The sequence below is a fragment of the Nostoc sp. CCY0012 genome (genome assembly GCF_963920855.1).
Lineage (GTDB): Bacteria > Cyanobacteriota > Cyanobacteriia > Cyanobacteriales > Nostocaceae > Cyanocohniella.
The window spans coordinates 1-17,886 of record NZ_CAWUDM010000037.1 but is presented as its reverse complement, the minus strand read 5'-3'; the positions used below and the strand labels follow the sequence as shown (position 1 = coordinate 17,886).

Here is a 17,886-nt window from a genome sequence, read left to right as displayed (position 1 = left end):
CCTAGGGTCACAATGACGAAAATACGTGGTTGGTTACGTAATTCCTGTATTTATGTCATCACCTGTCCTGTAAACCAGAACAGGACTAATGAGACTGCAACCCTTGAGTCTAAAAAATTTTTTCAAATAATCACTAAGGTAATGCTTATGAAATTAGCTTATGTAACTACCTATGATCTTCTCAATAAATCTGGTTGGAAAAAATATGATATGGGTAATTACGGTTCCAATCAATATATATTTAAAACTCTAGTTAATCAGGGAATATCTATTGATCAAGTAGGGAATTTTAAAAAGACTTATTCTTGGTTAACTAGAAGTAAATGGAGCTTTTATAGATATTTTTATCATAAAGATTATTATAGATGGGCTGAACCAATAATTGGTAAAGATTATGCAAAACAAATCCGCAAACAATTGTCTAATCTAGATGCAGATATAATCTTATGCACAGAAGGGGCTGCACCTGTAGCCTACCTAGATTATCAAAAACCAATGGTTCTTTGGTTGGATACAGTTTTAGCCGCACTTATTGATGTTTACCCCTACTTAAGTAACATTTGTCAAGAAACAAGAAAAAATATTCATTTAATAGAACAATCGGCTTTAAATAAATGCAGTTTAGCTATTTTTTCCTCAGAGTGGTCTGCTAAACAGGCTACACAAATTTATAATTTGAATGCGAATAAAATTAAAGTAATTCCTAGAGGAGCAAATCTAGAATTACAATCAGACAGAACCATTAAGGATATTAAATTTTTGATCAAATCAAGAGGTACAGATATTTATAAATTTATTTTTATCGGGGTAGATTGGAATAGAAAAGGCGGGAACGTTGCTTTAGAAATAAGTAAAGAATTAAAAAAACAAGGATTTAATATTGAATTAAAATTAATAGGTGACTTGCCAAAACTAAGAGAAAATATGCCAGATTTCGTGAAACCTTTAGGATATATCAACAAATCTTCCGTTGAAGGGAAGAAATATTTTTATAATCTACTTAGTGACTCTCATTTTTTAATTTTGCCTACTCAAGCGGATGTAACTCCTAACGTATTAATTGAAGCAAATGCATTTGGCGTTCCTTGCCTAACTACTGATATAGCAGGTATCCCTACTATCATTAGAAATGATGTAAATGGTAAAACTTTTCCAGTAGACGCTGATATTACAGATTACTGTAACTATATAGCAAATTATCTCACGGACTATCAAAAATATGAAAATTTAGCTCTGGCATCATTTAATGAATATATAACTCGTTTAAATTGGTCAATAGCTGGTGAAACAGCAAAAAAAATATTTCAAGAATTAATATGATATTAAACAATAAATACACAATTGTCCAAAAAATAAACTTCCGTGAATTATAAATATTTGTAGTTTCCGGCATTAGTGGCTACATAATTAGAAGTTAATTTGAATACTATTATATTAAATGGATCGAGTAGGGAAATCCGAATCATCTTTTGGGGGCAAACAAACCCTTTAAGGGTAGCGATCGCATCAGTTCTGCCATTAAAATCCTCAATGAGAGATTTTATTTAATCACACACTATGCTAGAACAAGGCACCATCAGTATTCATACTGAGAATATTTTCCCAATTATCAAGAAGTCCCTGTACTCAGATCACCAAATCTTCTTGCGGGAATTGGTATCCAACGCTGTAGATGCCATCCAAAAGCTGAATATGGTATCCCGCGCTGGAGAATTTGCGGGAGACACAGGTGAACCGGAAATCCAAATTGCTATCGACAAAGATAAAAAAACCCTTTCCATCACCGATAATGGCATTGGGATGACAGCAGAGGAAGTTAAGAAATATATCAATCAGGTAGCTTTCTCTAGTGCCGAAGAATTTATTCACAAATATGAAGGTAAATCAGATCAACCGATTATCGGTCACTTTGGTTTAGGTTTCTACTCCTCCTTTATGGTGGCGCAGAAAGTAGAAATTGATACTCTCTCATATCGAGAAGGCGCACAAGCTGTCCACTGGAGTTGTGATGGTTCTCCTGCGTTTACTTTAGAAGAGTCTAGCCGCACTACTCGTGGTACTACTATTACTCTTACCCTCCAAGGAGAGGAAGAGGAATTTTTAGAAGCTGCACGGATTAAGAATCTTGTCAAGACTTACTGCGACTTCATGCCAGTACCCATCAAACTGGAAGGTGAAGTATTAAACCAGCAAAAAGCACCTTGGCGGGAGTCTGCTAGTAACCTGAGTCAAGAAGATTACTTAGAATTTTACCGATACTTATACCCATTTCAGGAAGAACCTCTGTTATGGGTGCATTTAAATACTGATTATCCCTTTATCATCAACGGGATTTTGTATTTTCCCAAAATGCGCCCCGATGTGGATGTGACTAAAGGGCAAATCAAGCTATTTTGCAACCAAGTTTTTGTTAGCGACAACTGCGAAGAAATTATTCCCCAATTTCTCACGCCCATGCGCGGTGTGATTGATAGTAGCGATATTCCTTTGAATGTGTCTCGTAGTGCATTGCAAGGCGATCGCACAGTCCGCAAAATCGGCGATTATATAGCCAAGAAAGTAGGCGATCGCCTCAAAGAATTGTACCGCGACAACCGTGAACAATACATCAGCGCTTGGAAAGACCTCGGCACATTTGTAAAATTTGGTGTTCTCAACGACGAAAAATTTAAAAAACAAATCGAAGATATCATCATCTTCCGCACCACAGCGAAACCAGAAGTTAGTAAGGAATCGGGAGTAGGGAATAGTGAAAGTCCTTCTGTTCAAGTTCAATCGAGTGAAGAGGATGTTTGGCAAGATGTCACACCTTCCCCCGAATCCCCCACTTCCCACGCCCCATATACAACCCTGAAAGAATACTTAGAACGTAACAAAGAACGGCACGAAAACCGGGTGATCTACAGTACCGATGAAGCGAGCCAAGCTACTTATATAGAACTACACAAAAACCAAGGCTTAGAAGTCCTGTTTATGGACTCCTTCATCGATACCCACTTTATCAACTTCCTCGAACGGGAATATTCGGATGTCAAATTTACGCGGGTAGACTCAGATTTAGATAACACCCTACTAGATCAAGACAAAACCGGGGAAATAGTTGACCCCAAAACCAACAAAACCAAGAGTGAGGTCATCAAAGAGTTATTTGAAAAATCTCTCAACAAACCCAAAGTTAACATCCGTACTGAATCCTTAAAATCAGACGATCCCCAAGGAACACCACCAGCAATGGTACTGTTACCAGAAATTCTTCGCCGTCTGCGAGAAATGAACGCCATGATGCAGCAGCAGAACGCAGAGTTTCCCGAAGACCATATCTTGCTGGTAAATACAGCGCATCCCCTAATTCAAAACCTCACCAACCTTAGCCAAGGCAGTATTATTCAGGGTGATGGTCAGTCATCGACAGATCAGTTAGTGACGATGATTTGTCAACACGTTTACGATTTAGCGCTAATGTCCCAAAAAGGATTTGACGCTGAAGGGATGAAATCTTTTGTCGAGCGCTCAAATGATGTGCTTACTAAGCTGACAGAACAAGCCAGCAAATAAAACAGCTAACTTCATGATGTTTTTTAGTCCACACAGGTAGACTTTGGTTGTGTAGTAGCGACTTCTAGTTGCCCCAAACAGCTAAGTCCTGATAGGACTAAAATAGAAAGGTTGTATTCAAATAGTCATCTGGAGATAGTTGCTATGTCTCGCCGCTGTGAATTAACTGGTAAAAAGGCAAATAACGCCTTTGCAATTTCTCACTCTCACCGCCGTACCAAACGCCTACAGCACGCCAATCTGCAAAACAAGCGTGTTTGGTGGGCTGGTGGAAATCGCTGGGTAAGAATGAAGCTGTCTACTAAAGCCATCAAAAGTTTAGAAACTAAAGGCTTAGAAGCAATGGCCAAAGAAGCTGGAATTAATCTGAATCATTACTAAACTTTTGAACAAGGTATAGACTGCCAAACTTAATTTCTCAGTATTTACCTGTAAGAGAATATTTACTCCAGCAGCCTCCCCGAAATGGGGAGGTTTTTAATTTTCCATCTTTCTGGCTTCTTCAAAAAGTCGGGAATTTAGTTTTTCACAAACGATTTAGGGCTGCTATATGATTTTGTACCGCCCTGATATGTTTTTTTTATTAATGGGTAATATAAATTTATTCTGCTCACATTAGCTTCAATAAAATTACGTAGGAGCAAGACCAAGTTTATTAAAGTGTGGTGAAGTAAATAATTTGAAAAAATCAGTATTTTCTGTAAATCATCCAAACTTAATAAATGTTATAAAGAAAACAATGTTTTTTATGAATTGATTCTGTGTTTGGGAGTTAGTTAAATAGGGTAATTACTTATTTTGTTGAATAATTGAATTTACAAAGTTTCTTCCCCATACCAAAAAAGATAAACCGTTGTTTAAAAATCACTTGACAGGAGATCGTTTATGTCTCTAAACCGCCAGCTAGTCAAGACAATCAGAAAAATTGCCAAACAATTTAGTCAGATTAGTAAGAAATTTTTATCTGCGATTAACAAAAAAATTATTTGGCTATTACGAACTTTATTTATTACCAAAAGACGACAAAATTCTGCAAATGCGGGTTTTGTGTTACCAACAGTGGTAATGGTGTCGATAGTAGTGGTACTACTGACAACAGCAATTTTATTTCGTTCTTTCGAGCGCGCTAAAAATGCCAACAATGTCAGGGTAAATGAAGTTGTACTTAAAGCAGCTGCTCCGGCAATGGATAGAGCTAAAGCGAAGATTAATCAGTTATTTCAAGACCCTAGATTACCACGTTCAACACCGTCAGATTTATCATTAACTCAAGTTATCGAAGGCAATATAAACCAATTTACTTTTGGTGACGAAACACAGTTGAAAGTTGTCAAAGAGTTTAATGGTACAACAGGTATTCAAGACGAAGAAACTCTTAAGACAGCCTGGAAGTACCCTGTTGATACTGATAATGACGGCAAATTTGATAGTTATACAATATATGGTATTTACTTTCGGACTCCCACTAGTACTAGAGCGAGGAGTGCTTTAGAGGCCAGAGCGCAACCAATGGACGAAGGTGCTTCTGGAAGTCAATGTCAGAGTGATATTGCTACTAGTGCCAACTTGGTAAGTAGTCAAGGTTGGTATAAGGTCGGTAGTAAGTTGAAAAGAAGTATTTTTATTCATACTGCTACAGTACCCATTACAAATATAGCTGGACTAGATGCTACTAAATACGAGACATTCACAGGTAACAGAGGTTTCGCAGCTTTAGAATATCAGCAAGACCGGGAACGAATTCCACTTGCTAATAATGCAGTTATATATGAAGACGATTTAGAAATTTCTCCTGGAGCAGGTTTAAATCTGAATGGACGTATTTTTACTAATGGCAATCTGCTGACCAGAAAAAATGGTAGTGACATCAGATTTTATTTAGTCAGTAGTCCTAAATCTTGTTATTACACAGAAGAAAATAGCAAAATTGTTGTTGCAGGTAATGTAATAAATAGCCGCGTTAATGAAACTAGTGGCGGTGATAATGTGAGAGTAGACTTGTTCAATAAAGATTATGATGTCGATAATCTTACTTTAAGTAGTGCCAATATTAGTAACGCAAATAAGACTGTACCTACAGCTACTCATGGTAGTACAGCAGCTTACAATGATGAAGCTTATGCTAAAAGAATTGATAAATTAGTAAACATCACAAATACAACTTATCCAAATAATACGGATCTTCCAGATGAAGTGCAAGAAGAAATTCAACGTGAATTAGTTCTTAATCCTACCAAAGATCCTACTGAAGTACGCAACGAAAAGCTAACGGTTTACTTCAGAAAACGGACACGGCGTGTTCCCTTTGCAGAAATTTCTTTTGGTAGTGATGCACTTCATCGAACTGGAGGTACTGATTACAATACAACAACTCCTCTTGAGGGAAGTGGTAATTCTCTCAGACCAGTGGATGCATGGGTGTTTCCCTTCGCTCCAGGTGATGGTACAACGGAAACTGGTTATGCTGAGATAGGTATTAAAACGGGTACTGGAAACAAACTTCATCTATCTGCTACAGACCCAGCAATACAATTAAAAGCTGGCAAAGAAGACCGATTGGGCGATCGCGTTTTGGTTGGCAACAATATGCCAGAATTATGGTACGACGGCAGTAAGTTTGTTAGTTCACCAGGTGAAGGACAAACAATTTCCGGTAGACAATGGGATAACAATACTAATGCTCGTAAACGTTTCTCCCAAGCTTACCAACTAGATAACTTAGGCGTTACCAATCGGGATGGCTTTTGGGAAAGATCAGCAGCACAAAAACCCGATGGGCCTTTAGATGTAGTCGGTGGTTTGCGAGTTGTCACAGGTGCGGGAATTTATTTGCCTACTGGTCGTATTCCTAGTAGTACCGCTGTTGAATTAAATGCCGATCTTGCGGTTACAGATAAGATTTGGCCAGATTATATGCCAACAGGAATTACTACTGCTCTTCAGGGTTTGCCCAGCGATAAAACACCATATCTACAGATGCGGGCTACAGCAGTTTATCACTACCAAGATGACTTCTACGATCCTAAAACACCGTCAAACTATCAATCGCCCATAGCTTGTGTCAGCAGTTTCTATGACCCTACCACTGAAACTACAGCCAATGCTTCTAATAACGGTATTGCCTATCCAGCTTCTTCTCTTGCCATAACAGGTTATGAACCAGTGCTGAACTATCAAGCACAGTTACAATATCCCAATGGACGCTGGGTCAACGAACCATTAAAAGATGCTTTAGCAAATATTAATGCTACTCCAGCCAAACCTCTGACCCTTTCACAACAGTCGGCGGTTGATTCTGCCATGTGTGCTTTGAAAATTCTAGATACTACCATTGGCACTGCTACAGAAACGGCTGTTCCTAACGACGCTATTAAAGAAACTGCTTTTTTGGATGCAAGGCAGATAAAAGCAATTGATAGGGTTTACGGTTCCAAAAACTATGATTTGGATGTAGAGCTACGTCAGCCATTAGAAATCCGTGCCACCGTTTTAGATTTAGATTTGTTGAGAACAAAATCCAAGACAGGTGGAGAATTTTTATTCCCCAATAGCGGAATTATATATGCCACTCGTGATGATGCACTTCCTGATGAAAGCGACACCAGTAAATCGGTAAGCGAGACTGACTTTAAACTAGATCCAACTCGTCGCCCCAACGGTATCATGCTGATTAATGGCAGTGACTTAAGCCGTAACGCTACCTATAAGGCTGAAGAAAAGGGTCTTATTTTAGCATCTGACTTGCCAGTTTACATCAAAGGAAATTTCAACTTACACACCAAAGAAGAGTTCACAGAACTAAATACTTGGGGTGATGATTTTTATGAACGTAAAAACCTTGATCCTAATTTTGCCTGTCGCAAGGATCAGTTTTCTAGCTGTGATACTGGTGAAACTTGGCGACCAGCATCTATACTTGCTGATGCGATTACTGTTTTGTCAAATGATTTCCAGCGAGGTTACCGCCGAGACGGTGATTACGACCTGAATGACAATTATGGTAGTTATCCCATAGGTTATGACTTAAATGGTGATGGCAATATTGAAACCACATTATCTGCTACAACACCAAACACACTAGATGAACGGGTTATTAAGATTGACCTTAATAATGATGGTGATCAAGATGATGCTGCTGTTAATATGGTTGAAAGCAACATAACTTCAACTATTGCAACTAGGTTAAATGGTTTTTGGGATAACAACTTTGTCAATAATCGTAGCTCTAGTGTAGATTACTTAGACAGCTACTACTCAGGTAATACCGATCTTCCTGCGCGTGTGGATAGTTCTTACTTCAATAACTTTGTTACCCCAGTCCAGCGTCGAGGGGCATTTCCTGAATATGCTATGGAAATTTGCCGCAAACCAATAGTTACAACCTGTCAACCTAGTGATTGGGTAGTTGGTTATGATGCAGGTGGTGACCCTCTTAACATTAATATTGATTGGACTTACAAAGCAATTGATTCAGGAGCAAACCGCATACTACCAAATGACACCACCTTTACCGTTAATAAACTCGGTGCTGGTACCACAGCCAGACCTGCATTAAATCCAACAGATCGACACTTTCCACGCAGAGTTGCTTTCTTACGAGATGCTACTAGCGGTAACTTAATATTCTCTAGTAGTAATAGACCAATTCCTTTAGGAATCATAGGTGGTAATAACAGCATCACAAATTCTACTACATTAGCCACAGAGAATTTAGGTCAAGTAAGATACTATCCGTTTGATACTCATTCTATAAATGGCGTTTCCTTCTCAGCATATAGCTCTAGCAACAAACCAAGACGTCACTACAAAGCTTTGTGGTTTAAAACAAGTAATACAGATAATACTGGTACAGCTAACTATGGTCATGATCATCCTTTATGGATTGAAAATCAAGCAGTATTGACTAACACTCGGAAAATAGACCAGCCTTTATTAGTACCAGTACTGCAAATTCAATATCCCTTCTTATCACCAGCAGCAAATACAATTACTTTAGGCACTGGTGGAAATGCAGCAGATCCAACTACAGGTTTTTGGATGCAACATGCCACAGCAACCGAAACCAATCTAGTCTTTGCTCAAGGGAATACTCCCGCACGTCCACCAAACTCAGATGTTGGTGAATCTAATGGTGGTTTAGAAAACTTTGTACGTTACTTAGAAAATTGGAACGGTATAAATCATACAGCTTCTGGTTCTTTCATTCAATTTAAACGCAGTAGCTATGCAACCGCTCCTTGGCAAACTCTGATTGCAACTGGTAGCCCAAATGGGCAAATCCTCGGACAACCGCAAATTTACAGAACTAGTGTAACTGGTGGTCGTTCACCTTTCTATAACGCTCCTAACCGTCTCTGGGGTTATGACGTAGCCTTGCTTACCCAGTTACCTGACTTGTTCTCTCAACGATTTACCGCACCTGCCACAAACGAGCCTAACGAATTTTTCAGAGAAGTAGCTCGAGACGATACTTGGATAAAAACTTTGTTATGTGCAGCGCAAGAAGGTGGTGGCTATAGCCCTGCTCCCAGTACCTTATATGGCGACGATTTTGAATACGCTATTAGTGACGACCAACGTGGTAACTGTTCTTAATATCCAATAGTGAACTTATGGTGAGTTCCTCAACGCTAGAGCGCTCACCATGAAATTTATTGATATTTCAGGTAATCCGCTAGTGTAATTTAAGCTACAACGAATATGATTCACCATAAACAGTGGCAAACATCCACATCTAATCAGTCAGGTTTTACCATCATCGAGTCATTGGTAGCGATTGTTGTTACTAGTATTTTATTAGCTGCGATCGCACCTGTGATTATTTTATCTGTAGGGACACGCGTACAAGCAAGGCGCATTGAGTTAGCATCGGACGCAGCTAAAACTTACGTTGAGGGTGTTAGATCAAAATCAATTCTGCCCCCTACAAACCCAATTACAGGAGATGAAGATAGTTTAGATGACTATGATGCTCCTGCTGTAGGAAGCTTAACTTGTAATGCTAATAATTACTGTACTGCACCTGCTACAAATTTGTATTGTGTTTCTCTTGATGGCACTAACTGTACCACAACAAATACTAGAAACTTTGTAATTCAAGCATTTAGATATAACCAAGACTCAACTGAAGCTGCTAAAGGTTACCAATTAGGGGTGCGTGTCTATAGGTCAGATGGATTTGCTAGTGACGGCGGCGCACTGAAAACAGCACCTAATAAACAAATGACTTTTACTGGAGGATTAGGGGAGCGAAAATCGCCACTAGTTGAATTGACAACAGAAATAACAACTGAAACTACAAATTTTAGTGATTTCTGCGATCGTTTGGAAGATGAAGATAACGAGGAATCAAATTGTCAACCATAAATATTAAATGGCATATATATAATTTCAAGGAAAATATATCATTATGAAACTGTTTCAATGGCTTTTAAATAATCAGCAAAAAGAAATTACTTTAAAACACAAGAATCATGGATTTACACTGATAGAATTGCTAGTTGCAGTTTTGATAGCTTCTCTTATAATCACACCTTTGCTGGGATTTATGATTAATATTCTCGACAATGATCGTAAAGAACAAGCTAAGGCAAATACTGAGCAGGAAATTAAAGCAGCACTCGACTATATTACACGAGACTTGCAACAAGCAGTATATGTTTATGATGCTGATGGTATAGCTGCTATCAGAAATGAACTTCCTAAATCTTCTACAGATGATAAAAAAAACTTTTTTCCAGTACTTGTCTTTTGGAAGCGGCAGTTCATTTCACAAGGACTATCAATAAAAGATGGTAAAGATGAAGATAACAATGATATTATTCTCGGTAAAGATGATACATTTGTTTATTCTTTGATAGCTTATTATTTAATTAAAGATGATAATGCTAGTTGGTCGAATGCAGCACGAATTGGCAGATTTCAAATTAATAACGGTTATGGTCAAACTGAAACTGAAAAAAATAGCACTAGAGACTCTGGATTTCAATTATTTGATTTATCTAATGACGGCACTCTTCAGACTAAAATGAATAGTTGGAAAAAGAAACCTTTGGAAAACTATACACAACAAATTTTGCCTCTTGTTGACTATGTAGATCAAACTATTATAAATAATTCGACCAATCTAGAACCAATTTGTTCTATAGGTCAGCTAGTACCCCAGTTTTCTGGTAGTGGGGATGCCGTAGCAACAGATAATGTAAGAACACGAGGATTTTATGTTTGTGTAGATGCATCTAGTAATGTAGCAGAAATTTACTTACGAGGTAATGCTCTTGCTCGTTTACAAAACAATAATATTGATTTTGATCAAAATAGAACCACCTATTTTCCTCAAGTAAGTACAAGAATACAAGGACTCGGGTTTTTGTTTACGAATTAAATCAATATTGGTTATTTAGAATCATCAATCATCTTGGAGTATTTGAAACTTTTTAATTACGCTTTTCCAACATTTGGTTAAGCTTTGTTTTTGTTTTTTTAGTAAGGTAAAATATCGGTATGCATAGTCTAATTTTAGATAAAAAATTCAAAGAAATTCATAAAAGAATAAAATACTCAGCTCAAAGTACTCAAAAAAATGCTGGATTCACTCTAATTGAGATGTTGGTGGTGGTGGTCATGATAGCGGTTTTATCTGCGATCGCAGCTCCAGGATGGTTGGGTTTTGTCAATAGACAACGGTTAAATAAAGCTAATGATGTTGTTTTAGCAGCACTACAGGAAGCACAGCGAGAAGCTAGAAGGACAAAACTTAATTACAGTGTGAGTTTTAAAACCGAAAGTAATATTCCCCAAATAGCAGTTTATCAAGGTACAACAACACCAAATACAAACGATTGGCGTAATTTAGGCAGGGATTTGGATATTAAACCGGAACAAATACTGTTAGGCACAAATCTAAATCATAGAAATAGTATTGCTGCTTCTATTAACTATGCTTCTAACTACAACGCAGATGCACCACAAACAATTACTTTCGATTACATGGGCAATTTAGCACCTAAAGCTAATAATAATGCTTCTGATATAGATTTAAAAGTTGTAGTAGCCATACCTCAAGGAGGGACGACTACTCCCAGTAATGTGAAACGATGTGTCATTATTAAAACCTTATTAGGCTCAATGCTCACAGAAAAAGACGGTCAATGTGGTTAAGTTAATTTTCATTTGCTAAAACAACATAATAAAAACAGTATAAACACGGTACATAAAGCTGCTCCTTGATAGCAAAATTGAAATATGAGGAGCAGTTTTTTAGTTGTATATAGCATTTATATATTGGCTTGCTACTCAAAAAATAGTAATAAATTCTACCCCACCGCATTTTTAATATTATTAGGGTGAGATAAGAAAGTTTTAATTTAAATCCAACTAAATTCAACTTACCCGCTATGACTGAAAAGATTGATTTTACGGTAGCTATACCGACCTACAACGGTGCAAATCTTTTACCTGGGCTACTAGAAAGACTGCGAAATCAACTTCACATTGAAAACCTTTCTTGGGAAATCATTATTGTAGATAATAACAGCAACGATAATACAGCTCAAGTTGTTAAAAGCTATCAAGAAAATTGGAATTGTCCTTATCCTTTAAAGTATTGCTTTGAACCTCAGCAGGGAGCAGCGTATGCCAGAAATAAGGCTGTGGAAGTGGCTTCTGGTAAATTAATAGGTTTTCTCGACGATGATAATTATCCAGCACCCACATGGGTAGCAGCCGCTTATAGTTTTGGTGAACAGCACCCGCTTGTTGGAGCTTATGGGAGTCAAATTCATGGTGAATATGAAGTAGAACCACCAGAAAATTTTGAGAAAATAGCTTGTTTTTTAGCCATTACTGAACGTGGTAATGATCCTCATCAATACAAGCTACAAATGAAAATACTGCCACCAGGAGCAGGTTTAGTAGTTCGCAAACAAGCATGGGAGAAAACAGTTCCTAAGAATTTGATTTTAAATCATAAAGGTAGAGATGCTGGTTTAGCCAGTGAAGATTTAGAAGCTGTACTACATATTCAGTTAGGTGGTTGGGAAATTTGGTATAACCCAGAAATGCACGTGTACCATCAAATTCCTGCCTGGCGATTACAAAAGCAACACTTAATTAGTTTATTTCGTTGCGTTGGCTTAAGTAAACATCACCTACGTATGCTAAGAACTAGACCTTGGAAAAGACCTCTGGCAAGTCTGGTATATTTGATGAATGATTTACGTAAAATCATATTATACGCACTCAAATATAAAAGTGCTGTTAAAAAAGATTTAATTAGGGCTTGTGAATTTGAATTATTAGTTAGTAGTTTTCTCAGTCCATTTTTTTTGTTAAAAATCATATATTTAAATTCTTGGTTACTTAAACAAAAAAATCATACTTATACACATAATTGGTGGGAATTAAAATGGAAAAATCAATTAAAGATATATCTTTAGATTTTACTGTAGCTATCCCTACATATAATGGGTTGGAGCGCTTACCCAAAGTTTTAGATCAGCTTTTGATGCAGACTGGATTAGAACAAATAACCTGGGAAATAATTATTATTGACAATAATAGTTCTGACAAAACTTTTGAGTTGATTCGGACTTATCAAGCAAGTCATAATACTGATTTTCAAATCAAGTATTTTCTGGAAAAAAAGCAAGGAATTCCCTTTGCACGTCATCGGGCTGTAAGTGAAGCTAGTGGCGAGTTTATTGCCTTCATAGATGATGATAACGTACCAGCAACTGATTGGGTGACAGCAGCTTATAATTTTGGTAAAGAACATCCTGAAGCTGGTGCTTGGAGTGGTCAAATTCATGGTGAATATGAAGTTAAACCACCTCAAGATTTTAAAAAAATTCAATCTTTTTTAGCAATTAGAGAATATGGTTCTCCAACACACTTGTTTGATCCAGATAATTTAAGATTACCTCCTGGGGCGGGGCTTGTTGTTCGTAAACAAGCATGGTGTGAATCCGTTCCAGCTAAACCTAATTTGCGTGGAAAACTGCCGGGCTTATTTGTGCAGGGTGACGATTATGAGGCATTACTTTATATACACAAGGCAGGCTGGAAAATTTTGTATAATCCCGCCATGCATATTAATCATCAAATACCACATTGGCGATTTGAAAGAGATTACTTATTAACACTGGCTCGTGGCTGTGGACTTTGTGTTTTTCAGCTACGTTTGATCAATGCTAAATATTGGGAAAAACCAATAATTTTAATAAAAACTCTTCTAGGAAATTTACGTCGAGTGTTACAACATTTTATGAAAAATAAAAATTATTTAAGTAATGATATAACTTTGCGGTTTGAAATGCAGTTTTATTTGGCTAGTATGATGAGTCCTTTTTATTGTTTAAAATGTTGGATTAATAGCTTTTATTTAAAAAATTAAAAGTTATGAAATATTTGAATTGAGTCATTTCATTGTAAAGATAGATATCCAAAAAGCTTCAAGCTTTATCTGCCTATTTTGAATTAAAATTATTTCCGGTGCATTTACCATATTTACTGAATCCCAAAAATTTATTTAATCATCACGATGATAGTGGCTTCACGCTACTAGAGGTATTAGTCACTGTTGTATTAATTGGTATATTGGGCGGGTTAGCTGCACCTAGTTGGTTGACTTTTGTGGATATTCAGCGCCTTAACACTGCCCAAGGTGAAGTATACAGTGCTATCCGTCAAGCTCAAAGCCAAGCCACTAAAGAAAAATCCACCTGGCAATTTAGCTTACGTGAACGAAACGGAATTGTACAGTGGACTGTTCATAAAGCAGAAGGGGCTAATTTTCTTCCTGATGCTGTGAGAAATAATGATAGCTTATGGCATGGATTACATCCAAATATTCGCATCTATCAACAAAGAAACGACAAAGATAAATCCGAAACAACCTTACCTAAACAATCATCACAACCGATATGGCGAGTACTATTTAACTATCAAGGTTGTCCTGTATACAAAGTTGAAGATGAATGTACCAATACATCATTAAGAACACTAGGGCAAATAACGTTTTACGGTCAAAATAGTTCTAAAGCGCAGCGTTGTGTCTACATTTCTACGATTTTAGGGGCTATGCGAACAGGCAAAGATCATAAAAAAGCTAATAAAGACAGCAAGTATTGCTATTAAGATATTTTAAGTTAATTACTTTAGGTATTCTGTGCTGAAATCATTAGAAATTGCCAAACAGCACTTAATTGTTTTTACTCGCTACCCAGAACCGGGGAAGACCAAAACCCGACTCATCCCTACTTTGGGTGACGTTGGTGCTGCCAATTTGCAACGGCAGATGACTGAACATACAATATTTCAGGTTCAAGAACTACAAAAAACAACTGATATATCGTGGGAAGTCCGATTTGCAGGTGGTAATTTGCAACTCATGCAAGATTGGCTGGGTACTGATTCAGTTTACCAGTCTCAAGGGGAAGGTGATTTGGGTGATAGGATGGCGCGATCGCTTGTTCACGCCTTTCAATCTGGTGCAACACAAGTAGTGATCATTGGTATAGATTGTCCTGGGGTAAATCCTCAGATTCTTACCCAAGCCTTTGAAAAACTCAACACTTACGATCTCGTACTTGGCCCAGCCATTGACGGTGGTTATTACTTGGTTGGTTTGTGTCGCCTAATTCCAGAATTATTCGCTAACATCAATTGGGGAACTTCTCAAGTATTACAACAAACTGTGGAGATTGCTGACAAACTCAAAATATCACTGACGTACTTACCTGCTTTGGCTGATGTGGATCTGCCAGAGGATTTACCGATTTGGGAACAAACCCTGAATAGGGAAATTGGATGATCACAAGATACTAAAACATCAAGACGAAGGAATGTGGATTTAATAAAATACAGAACCTCACCCCCAACCCCTCTCCTTGGTAAGGCTACGGTGTACACACATCTCTGTACTGGGTGCAAAATGTGGCTTGATCCCCCTAAATCCCCCTTAAAAAGGGGGACTTTGATTCTTTTCCCCCCTTTTGAAGGGGGGCTAGGGGGGATCGAAACACTGTTAGGCAACTTGATACGACTTGTGTGTACACGGTAGCCTTGGTAAGGAGAGGGGAGACTTTGACGCAAGTCAAAGGCGGGGTGAGGTCAAAAACTAGACTTGCATATTATTTAATTCATGTTCCTAAGGGAACAAATTCAATTTATCTGTTTGTCTGTTCTTCAAATTTCTTCTATCATCACCCCCATCTTACTGCGTATCTTCAATGACCTAGCGTTTTCTGACGACAGCCCATATCACAGATGCTACCGTGGTGTAGTTTAAAACCAAGACACAAAAATTATATATGTGTATGGCACGTGCTTTTTGTTCTCAATAAGTTTCAGCCAACGAATATGGGAACAATATTCCAGTAACTTTAAAAAGGACAATCACTCTGATATACCAAAAATTTGAAAAACTATGACTAACCGTTTTGCTTCTGGGAACGCTGCCCTGACACTCAAGGTAGCAGGGATAATTTTAATTTTGTCCTTTTTACTCGACTTTTTAATTTTGATGTTGCCTTTCCAACCCACTGATAGGTCATGGCAAATCAACCTGGCCACCGCATTGGTAGACCGGGGTATTGTGCCTTTAGTGGGGATAGGAATGCTATTTGTGGGCTACTGGATGGATGGTTTTGCTGATGGCGATCGCCCTCAACCGGTAAATGTGAGATTTCCTGTCCTCATCTTATCCAGTATTTTAGGGTTAATCTTCTTGCTAATTTTTCCTCTGCACCTCAATAATGTACGGCAAGCTAGCGCTCAAACCGTCAATCAAATCGCCCAAGATGCACAGCAGGCGGAAAACCAATTGCAAGGTCAGTTATCGCAATTGCAAGCCCAAATCAATAACGAGCAAGGCCAAGCACAACTAGAACAACTACGAAACCAAGCGAGAAATCAGTTTAATGAACTGCTAAAAGACGAGCAATCATATCAACAAGCATTGAATAACCCTCAGATTCCCGCAGCGCAAAAAGAGTTACTTAAAAAGTTTAAAGCCAATCCCCAAGAACTAGATACCTTTATCGCCCAACAAACAGACCCGCAAGCCCTGGCAACTCAACGATTGACCCAAATTCGCCAACGTCGAGAAGAAGCTCAAAAACAAGCCAGAGACAACGCTTGGAGATCGGGACTACGAATTGGGATTAGCAGTCTATTGTTATCCATTGGTTACATGATCATTGGCTGGACAGGATTACGAAGTATGGGTGCTTTACAAGGTAGTAAACGTAAAGTAGCTGCTCGTTAAAAGGCATGCATATGGGGCGATGGGGGATTGAGTAAGTATTCTTGTCCCCTTGTCTCCTTATTTCCAGTCCCCAATTAGGAAATTTTTTATAAAACTTCAACATGTTTTCTATTTACATACTGACATATAACGAAGAACTAGATATTGCGGCTTGTATTGAGTCAGCGATGCTATCGGATGACATTATTGTTGTAGACTCATGCAGTAGCGATCGCACTGTGGAAATCGCTAGTCGCTATGCTGTTCGCACTGTCCAACACGCCTTTGAAAGCCACGGACGCCAACGTACTTGGATGCTAGAGTCCATTCCTCCCAAATATGAGTGGGTCTACATTCTCGAAGCTGATGAGCGCATGACGCCAGAATTATTTGCTGAATGCGTACAGGCAAGTCAAAATCCAGACTACATCGGCTATTACGTCGCTGAACGGGTAATGTTCATGAATCATTGGATTCGCCGTAGCACCCAATATCCCCGTTACCAAATGCGTCTTTTCCGCCACGGTAAAGTTTGGTTTACAGATTATGGTCATACTGAAAGGGAAGTTTGTGAAGGGGCTACCAGTTTTTTAAAGGAAACCTACCCTCACTACACTTGTAGCAAGGGACTAAGCCGTTGGATTGAAAAACATAACCGTTATTCTACAGATGAAGCCAAAGAGACTTTGTACCAAATTGAACAAGGTAAAGTCAATTGGCGAGACTTGTTTCTCGGTAAAACAGAAGTCGAAAAACGCCGCGCTTTGAAAGATTTATCTTTACGGTTACCTGCTAGGCCTTTTCTCCGCTTTCTATATATGTATTTTATGTTAGGGGGTTGCCTAGATGGACGCGCTGGTTTGGCTTGGTGTACACTACAGGCGTTTTACGAATACCTGATTTTGCTAAAAGCTTGGGAAATGAAACATCTGCCCACACCCAGTTTAGACATAGGTTTATCTCAGGGTGAAGAGAACACCGCAAAAGCACATCATCCTGTTTCTGAATCCACAACTAAGTTAGGAATATAAATTAAATAACATGCAAGTCTAGTTTTTGACCTCACCCCGTCTTTGACTTGCGTC

General features: G+C 38.2%; 13 protein-coding genes. All 13 read left to right on the top strand.

The genetic code is table 11. The features are described from left to right. Window positions 1-147 precede the first annotated feature (147 nt). Window positions 148-1,320 (top strand): glycosyltransferase family 4 protein, encoded by a 1,173-nt coding sequence (locus ACM0OS_RS12690; protein ID WP_414543549.1) that lies wholly within the window; start codon window positions 148-150, stop codon window positions 1,318-1,320. 237 nt (window positions 1,321-1,557) lie between these two features. Then, window positions 1,558-3,555, top strand: coding sequence for a molecular chaperone HtpG (gene htpG / locus ACM0OS_RS12685; RefSeq protein WP_414543548.1), 1,998 nt, complete (start codon window positions 1,558-1,560; stop codon window positions 3,553-3,555). A gap of 144 nt (window positions 3,556-3,699) precedes the next feature. Then, complete coding sequence (rpmB, locus tag ACM0OS_RS12680; protein WP_414543547.1) at window positions 3,700-3,936, top strand: 50S ribosomal protein L28; 237 nt, start codon at window positions 3,700-3,702, stop codon at window positions 3,934-3,936. 504 nt (window positions 3,937-4,440) lie between these two features. Further along, complete coding sequence (hpsA, locus tag ACM0OS_RS12675) at window positions 4,441-9,150, top strand: hormogonium polysaccharide biosynthesis protein HpsA (protein WP_414543546.1); 4,710 nt, start codon at window positions 4,441-4,443, stop codon at window positions 9,148-9,150. 105 nt (window positions 9,151-9,255) lie between these two features. Further along, window positions 9,256-9,921 carry a hormogonium polysaccharide secretion pseudopilin HpsB gene (gene hpsB, locus ACM0OS_RS12670; RefSeq protein WP_414543545.1) on the top strand — a complete coding sequence of 222 codons (666 nt, stop codon included), beginning with the start codon at window positions 9,256-9,258 and terminating at the stop codon, window positions 9,919-9,921. A gap of 43 nt (window positions 9,922-9,964) precedes the next feature. Beyond that, window positions 9,965-10,939 carry a hormogonium polysaccharide secretion pseudopilin HpsC gene (gene hpsC / locus ACM0OS_RS12665; protein ID WP_414543544.1) on the top strand — a complete coding sequence of 325 codons (975 nt, stop codon included), beginning with the start codon at window positions 9,965-9,967 and terminating at the stop codon, window positions 10,937-10,939. A gap of 119 nt (window positions 10,940-11,058) precedes the next feature. Then, on the top strand, window positions 11,059-11,715 hold the full coding sequence (locus ACM0OS_RS12660) for a Tfp pilus assembly protein FimT/FimU (protein WP_414543543.1): 657 nt from the start codon (window positions 11,059-11,061) through the stop codon (window positions 11,713-11,715). A 236-nt stretch (window positions 11,716-11,951) separates the two neighbouring features. Further along, complete coding sequence (gene hpsE, locus ACM0OS_RS12655) at window positions 11,952-12,992, top strand: hormogonium polysaccharide biosynthesis glycosyltransferase HpsE (protein WP_414543542.1); 1,041 nt, start codon at window positions 11,952-11,954, stop codon at window positions 12,990-12,992. After that, complete coding sequence (gene hpsE, locus ACM0OS_RS12650; protein ID WP_414543541.1) at window positions 12,962-13,948, top strand: hormogonium polysaccharide biosynthesis glycosyltransferase HpsE; 987 nt, start codon at window positions 12,962-12,964, stop codon at window positions 13,946-13,948. Before hpsE (ACM0OS_RS12655) ends, hpsE (ACM0OS_RS12650) begins: the two co-directional genes overlap by 31 nt. 98 nt (window positions 13,949-14,046) lie before the next feature. Continuing rightward, window positions 14,047-14,691, top strand: a complete 645-nt coding sequence (locus ACM0OS_RS12645) for a Tfp pilus assembly protein FimT/FimU (RefSeq protein ID WP_414543540.1) — start codon at window positions 14,047-14,049, stop codon at window positions 14,689-14,691. Window positions 14,692-14,722: 31 nt separating this feature from the next. Then, a complete protein-coding gene (locus ACM0OS_RS12640) occupies window positions 14,723-15,367 on the top strand; it encodes a TIGR04282 family arsenosugar biosynthesis glycosyltransferase (RefSeq protein WP_414543539.1) in 645 nt (214 codons plus the stop codon). 615 nt (window positions 15,368-15,982) lie between these two features. Beyond that, entirely contained in the window at window positions 15,983-16,822 is an 840-nt protein-coding gene (locus tag ACM0OS_RS12635) for an HpsJ family protein (RefSeq protein ID WP_414543538.1), read from the top strand. 101 nt (window positions 16,823-16,923) lie between these two features. Beyond that, entirely contained in the window at window positions 16,924-17,832 is a 909-nt protein-coding gene (locus tag ACM0OS_RS12630) for a glycosyltransferase family 2 protein (RefSeq protein ID WP_414543537.1), read from the top strand. The last annotated feature ends 54 nt before the right edge of the window (window positions 17,833-17,886 follow it).

What these genes read in the sequence shown, in the direction of transcription:
- ACM0OS_RS12690 (WP_414543549.1), top strand. Translation starts at nt 148, where the DNA reads ATGAAATTAGCTTATGTAACTACCTATGATCTTCTCAATAAATCTGGT.
- htpG (WP_414543548.1), top strand. Translation starts at nt 1,558, where the DNA reads ATGCTAGAACAAGGCACCATCAGTATTCATACTGAGAATATTTTCCCA.
- rpmB (WP_414543547.1), top strand. Translation starts at nt 3,700, where the DNA reads ATGTCTCGCCGCTGTGAATTAACTGGTAAAAAGGCAAATAACGCCTTT.
- hpsA (WP_414543546.1), top strand. Translation starts at nt 4,441, where the DNA reads ATGTCTCTAAACCGCCAGCTAGTCAAGACAATCAGAAAAATTGCCAAA.
- hpsB (WP_414543545.1), top strand. Translation starts at nt 9,256, where the DNA reads ATGATTCACCATAAACAGTGGCAAACATCCACATCTAATCAGTCAGGT.
- hpsC (WP_414543544.1), top strand. Translation starts at nt 9,965, where the DNA reads ATGAAACTGTTTCAATGGCTTTTAAATAATCAGCAAAAAGAAATTACT.
- ACM0OS_RS12660 (WP_414543543.1), top strand. Translation starts at nt 11,059, where the DNA reads ATGCATAGTCTAATTTTAGATAAAAAATTCAAAGAAATTCATAAAAGA.
- hpsE (WP_414543542.1), top strand. Translation starts at nt 11,952, where the DNA reads ATGACTGAAAAGATTGATTTTACGGTAGCTATACCGACCTACAACGGT.
- hpsE (WP_414543541.1), top strand. Translation starts at nt 12,962, where the DNA reads ATGGAAAAATCAATTAAAGATATATCTTTAGATTTTACTGTAGCTATC.
- ACM0OS_RS12635 (WP_414543538.1), top strand. Translation starts at nt 15,983, where the DNA reads ATGACTAACCGTTTTGCTTCTGGGAACGCTGCCCTGACACTCAAGGTA.
- ACM0OS_RS12630 (WP_414543537.1), top strand. Translation starts at nt 16,924, where the DNA reads ATGTTTTCTATTTACATACTGACATATAACGAAGAACTAGATATTGCG.